The 5454-nt window shown below is 63.1% G+C and carries 4 protein-coding genes and 2 pseudogenes; 1 reads left to right on the top strand and 5 read right to left on the bottom strand.

The window, feature by feature from the left end; all coding sequences use genetic code 11:
* Positions 1-632 precede the first annotated feature (632 nt).
* The 3 genes and pseudogenes from NFV80_RS03455 to NFV80_RS03445 form a co-directional block, all read right to left on the bottom strand.
* Positions 633-992: pseudogene (locus NFV80_RS03455) on the bottom strand (DDE-type integrase/transposase/recombinase); the annotation flags it as partial.
* Positions 993-1314: 322 nt separating this feature from the next.
* Positions 1315-1699, bottom strand: a pseudogene (locus NFV80_RS03450) (transposase); the annotation flags it as partial.
* Positions 1700-1828: 129 nt separating this feature from the next.
* Entirely contained in the window at positions 1829-2560 is a 732-nt protein-coding gene (locus NFV80_RS03445; RefSeq protein ID WP_295326750.1) for a hypothetical protein, read from the bottom strand.
* 146 nt (positions 2561-2706) lie between these two features.
* On the opposite strand from NFV80_RS03445, the gene NFV80_RS03440 reads away from it, so the two are divergent.
* Positions 2707-4008 (top strand): PEP-CTERM sorting domain-containing protein, encoded by a 1302-nt coding sequence (locus tag NFV80_RS03440; protein ID WP_295326748.1) that lies wholly within the window; start codon positions 2707-2709, stop codon positions 4006-4008.
* Positions 4009-4194: 186 nt separating this feature from the next.
* Here the strand turns inward: NFV80_RS03440 and NFV80_RS03435 are convergent, their stop codons facing one another.
* A complete protein-coding gene (locus tag NFV80_RS03435; RefSeq protein WP_295326746.1) occupies positions 4195-4365 on the bottom strand; it encodes a hypothetical protein in 171 nt (56 codons plus the stop codon).
* A gap of 99 nt (positions 4366-4464) precedes the next feature.
* A partial coding sequence (locus NFV80_RS03430) for an ATP-binding domain-containing protein (protein WP_295326745.1) occupies positions 4465-5454 on the bottom strand: 990 nt, incomplete at its 5' end.

Genomic DNA, 5454 nt, shown 5'->3' with positions numbered 1-5454 from the left:
GCCGGACCCGCCGGTCCTGCCGGTGCAAAGGGGGATGCCGGACCCGCCGGACCAGTCGGTCCCGTGGGCCCCGTGGGCCCCGTGGGCGCGGCGGGTCCAAAAGGTGACATCGGTCCTGCTGGCCCCGTTGGTCCCGCCGGCCCTAAAGGAGCCACCGGCGAGAGGGGTGCCACTGGTCCTACAGGTCCCGCTGGTCCCACCGGGCCTGCAGGACAGGTGGGTAAGTCAGTTGCAGTTTGTGATCATGGCAGACTCAATCAGACAGGACATTGTTCATGTTCTGTTAAGACAATAAGTGCGATCACCGCGCACAATTCGTGTTCTGTCACCTCAGAAACAGGTTCCTGCAGCGCAACTGGAGTCACCGACGCCTTTGGGATGAGCTGGACTGGTGCGTGTTGTGTTTGTGGCTTTTGATATCAGCGATGGCCGTTCGCAGTAGCTACAGTAGGAATTGTGGAGTTGCCCCCTTTCGGTGGACGGTTTGGCGCTTGAGAATCAAGCGCCGGGATAGTACTCCAGGGCAGTGTTATCCACGGCGCCGCTGCCGCCCCTCTATGGCCGGAGGCGAGCGGCGCGGTGGGTAACCCGTGTTTGGAGCGGGGCGTGTCAGGAATGGTGATTTGGCTCTCCTCGAAGTTGATGGGCGACCGGTAACCGAGCGCCGAATGGCGGCGGCGCGGGTTGTAGCCGCCTTCGATCCAGGAAAAGACTGCCAGGCGGGCTTCGGTTTTCGTCTTGAAGGTGCGGTGGTCGAGCCGTTCACATCCCAGGCGGGCGAAGAAGCTCTCCTCCATTGCATGGTCGAAGGCATCGCCGACCGTGCCCATCGACGGACGCACCCCCATGTCCTGGCAGCGCTTGCCGAAGGCGAGCGAGGCGTACTGGCTGCCCTGATCGCTGTGATGCACGACGGCGTCGGGTTTGCGCAACGGGATCGCCCTGTGCAACGCCGCCAGCACGAGTTCGGCGCGCATGGGCTCGCCGATCGTCCGCCGACTGCGCTTGCGATCCCGCCAGGCGGTGAAGCCGCTCGCCGAAATTGTCGCGGCCGACCTGAAACTGGTCGAAACCTGACGGTGTGAAACCGGATTTTCTTCGAAATGCATTTAGCAGGGCGTGGCGCTTCTTCGCTCTTTGGCGCGTACTTCGGTCTTCTTCCCTGCCCGTGGAACAATTCGCTTGTCTGACGCGGCCCACAACGTCGGCGCAACCCTCAAGGCCCGGATTTGACAGCGTTTTCACAATGACCACGGCTGAATTGAGCTGCTCCACTTTCAAATCGTCAGATTCGAACCAGTTTCGCACCGGCGCGGACACCGAAACCTTCAGCGCGCGGCACAAGGTGCGAACGGGAAAGTCGGCCTGATTCGCCACACGAGCGTGAAGGGTTCTGCGAACCCGCATCGCTCTTGGCGGCGAACCAGGCCGTAGGCTTTGCCAGAAGGTCGCGCTCCCTCTTGGGTTGCCGGCATTCGCGAGGCAGGCGAATCCGTTCTTCGCGTTCGGCGTCCGTCAGGCCGTTCTCGCCACGCAGCGGCTTGCTTGGCTGGCGCACTGCCTGCGCCAGCCCGTTGTAGAGGGTCTGCTCGCTCGGACCGAACTCTCGCGCCAGTTCCCCAGGCGTTCTTCCCGCTTGCGCGAGTTCGACGATCTGCTGCCGGAATTCCGCCGGGTACGGTGGTCTTGTCTTGGGCATTGTGGACTCCTTCCTTCACAAGGGGAACGTGTCCACGAAAAGGGGCCAACTTCAGACCACGGTGCTTTTGAAAGCGCACTCTCTTGTGGATAACCCCGGGGATCTGCTTCGTCGACTGCACGTAGTGGGTCACCACGCGGGGGGACAGCGCAGACGAGAGACGCGATAACTGTGCGAAGCGAGTCTGACGACGCCGCTTCCCTGCGCTGGCAGCGCGGCAAGAACGGCTTCCTCCGGACTGCTGGCCAGGAAGCCGCGGGCTACCGGGGGCCACATACAGTGCGCGTCCGTCGGTCGCGAACACCAGAATACCCGTCTTGTCTTCTCCGGCTGGGCCGAGTCGTCCAGCCGGCGGCGCAGGGCGATCGCCCGACCGAGATGGGGACCGATCCGGTCGATGATCAGCCGCTCGCCGCGGCTGAATTCCACATCGTCGCGTTGTCGTTCGACGGTCAGGAGAGCAAAGGGTTGTCCGCGTGCTGCGGCAAGCAGGCCGACCGCGTGGTAATCGGGCAAGCGCCGCGCGAATTGCTGCGACGCGCTGCGTCCGGGCAAGCCAGGCCCGATGACCTCCGCGACCGGCAGACAGTGATTGAACTGCTCAGGCGTGACGCAGTGCAACGCGCCCAAATACGGAGGCAGGCCGCTCGTCCGGTAGTCGCTGCCGCAGGTCGAGACAAACTCGAAGCACAGGCCATCCTGCAGTACGAGCGTGTTCGTAGCGACCGGTGAAAAAGATGCGGTCGGAAAAGGCATCCGGTCATGCAATCCGACGAACACGGCTTGTACCATCGTGGCGTCGTCTGCCGCGTGGTACGTCATCTCGATCAGATCGAGCAGCCGTGATTCCGCATCTCCCATTTCGCCGATCTCCCGAAACGACGTTCGGCTCGCATGTTGTATCGAAATCTACGGCACGGACATCCTACTTTCGTGGGATGGCTAATTGCTATGGCCTGGATATATAGTGAAAACCTGTGAATTGATCGATGGGAAAGGAGGGAGTTATGAAGAAGAATTGGCGTGGTGTTCAGGTTTCGGCGGTGACGCTCGCGGCTTGGACGATCTTTCCGGCACCTGTGCTGGCGCTACCTCTTCTGGCTCAGACGACATTCGGGGGCGCCGGTGACGAACTTGGAACCGGCGTAGCGGCAAACAGCAGCGGGGTCTTTTTCTCCGGGGCAGGGCCGGCCGGCAATCAGGGTGTGGTGGGACAATATGGATCGAGTCTCGGGCCGTCAGCCGTTTGGAGCCGTTCACCGAGTGATCCGGCTGCATTCCAGGGCGTCGCGCTGACGGGCAACGGGGTGGTCACGGCGGGGTGGAGCTACAGCCACACTGTCGACACGGTCGGTAGCAAGGAATTCAAAGGCATTACCGTGCTGTTTAATGCGGACGGCTCTATGGGGGGCGGCGTGGGCGGCTCGGTGTGGGCCCGGCAGACGCCGGGTGCGCCCGGCGGATTTCCCTACGGCGGCTTTGAGTTTCTGACTGGCGTGGTGACTGCTTCGGAGGCTGGTCAGTCAAGGATTTATGCGGCTGGGCTTGGTCAGCCGGGATTCTCCGGGGACCTTGGCCGTTTCGTTACCAAGTATGACGAATCGGGGAACATTCTGTGGACACGCAGTGACACGACAACGATCGTTCATGCCGCAAGCTCAACCTTGTGGGATACCCGAACGACGGGCATTGCCGCTACCGGTGACAGCCTCTATGTCGCCAGCCGCAGCGAAAACAGCGGTGTTCATCCCGATCTCAAGAAATACGATCCGGACGGCAATCTGCTCTGGTCGCGCACTTCAGCGGCAGCAGGGGAATACCGCAGTGTGACCTCGGCAGATGGCAAAGTATATGCTGTCGGCCAAACCAATCCAGACACCGCGAACCCAGACTTCCTGATCGAGAGCTGGGACGCTGCAGGGAACCTATTGTGGTCGAAGACGTACGGCCGAAACTCGGCGCAAGACATCCTGAATGGCGTAGTCTTTCAGGGCGGTCACCTGTTTGCGGTAGGCTCAACCAAAGGCAATACCGCTGGCGGCACCGACGGCATTTTGCTCGAAATTGATGCTCTGACCGGCGACCTGCTTGATTCGACGCTCTGGGGCGGTGCCGCCGACGATTCGTTCAACGGTGTCGCCATAGCCGGATCGACCTTGTACGCTGTCGGATCGACCAGGAGCTTCGGGGCAGGTGGTAGCGATATTGGAATTGCGGCTTTTGACGTACAGGGTGCGCCGGAGCCGGGGACCCTGGCCTTGGCCGCGATCGGCCTGCTCGCTTTGGGTGGCAGGCGGTCGGGACGGTAACCTGTGGTCACGGGAACGCGGGAACTCGTCCGACTCCCGGGATGCAGGGTCGGCGGCACCAACTGACGACAATCGGCGGAGCGACAGGCTCGCTGCGGCTACCCGCCAATGCCACGGCGCCGCCACTGTTGCAGCGGCCCGTCGAACTGTCCCCACGTCGGTAGCGTGCGATCCATCGACCGGCGGTCACTCCTTCCCGTTGTCTTCCCGCTCAGAATCGAGCGTTTTCTGCAGATTGTCGAGGTCTTCGCGGTTCTGCCGCAGAAAGATGACCAGCGCCCAGACGAGGCCCGCCGCGACCATTGCGAAGAGCGCGACGGAGCCCCAGTCGAGATTGGCCAGTGATCCGGAATTCATGAATTTCTCCTCGGTATGTTGGCGGCCATTATGCCCTCGGCCGCAGGGACGCGAAGCGTGGCGACGTCCCGGTCGATTCGCCGCAGACGTCTGCAGCGCTTACGTTCCGCTCTCGCGCAGCCGCGCGATCAGGCCGGAATGGCGCCGCGTCGGTTTGGCGCAGGCGCCGATCACGACTTCTCGGCTGCCAACAATAAGCAGCTTTTGTGACGCGCGTGTGACACCGGTGTAGAGCAGTTCGCGGGTCAGCACCCGGTTCGGCTGTTCGGGCAGCAACAGCAGGACCGATGCGAATTCCGATCCCTGCGACTTGTGGACGGTGATGGCAAAGGCGTCTTCGTGCTCGGGCAGGCGGATCGGCGCCACCGACCGGAATCCCGCCTGCCCTTGCGGAAACCAGACCAGCAGCTCGCCGGACTCGTCTGGCAGGCAGATGCCGATGTCGCCATTGAACAGCTTGAGGATGTAGTCGTTTCTGAGAATCATCACGGGTCGGCCGGGATACCAGGGCGAGCGGGGGTTGGCGCGGCCGTCCTCGCCGATCCGCCGCATTTCCCGAGTCAGCATGGCGTTGATCGCATGCACGCCGCGCTCCGTTTCGCGCATTGCGCAGAGCACCCGGAAACGATCGAAGGCCGCGAACACTGCGCATCGCTGCGTCGCTGCGTCGGCATGGCGGGCAGTCAGCGCCGCGAAATACGTCCGGTAGCCTTCGCCAATCGCCGCCGCAAGCGGCGCCGCCAGGTTGCTGCCACCTTCCTCCAGCCAGCCGACCGAGGGATCGTCGGTGCTGGTCAGCCAGGCACAGGCCTCGAGGCCGCGACCGGCGTTGATCTCGGCGGCGAGTCTGCCGATCCCGGATGTGGTCGCGAAGCGGTGGCTTTCGGAAAACCAGACGACGCAGTCGCGCAGCGGCGTCGCGACAATGGGCTGCGGCGATCGAATCTGCTCCGGCGGCGTAGCGGTCAGCGCGGCCAGTTCGTCGATGCACGCAGCGCTCAGCGTCGGATCGGCCGAGATTTCGGCGAAGACCGCGCCGGCTTCGACGGCTGCGAGCTGGTCCTTGTCGCCCAGCAGGATCAGGCGGGC

The organism is Accumulibacter sp. (assembly GCF_023806565.1).
Lineage (GTDB): Bacteria > Pseudomonadota > Gammaproteobacteria > Burkholderiales > Rhodocyclaceae > Accumulibacter.
This window is presented reverse-complemented; position numbering and strand designations above follow the sequence as displayed.

Bases quoted from the DNA above. Each gene is read 5' to 3' on its own strand.
- NFV80_RS03445 (WP_295326750.1), bottom strand. From the start codon at position 2,560: ATGGGAGATGCGGAATCACGGCTGCTCGATCTGATCGAGATGACGTAC.
- NFV80_RS03440 (WP_295326748.1), top strand. From the start codon at position 2,707: ATGAAGAAGAATTGGCGTGGTGTTCAGGTTTCGGCGGTGACGCTCGCG.
- NFV80_RS03435 (WP_295326746.1), bottom strand. From the start codon at position 4,365: ATGAATTCCGGATCACTGGCCAATCTCGACTGGGGCTCCGTCGCGCTC.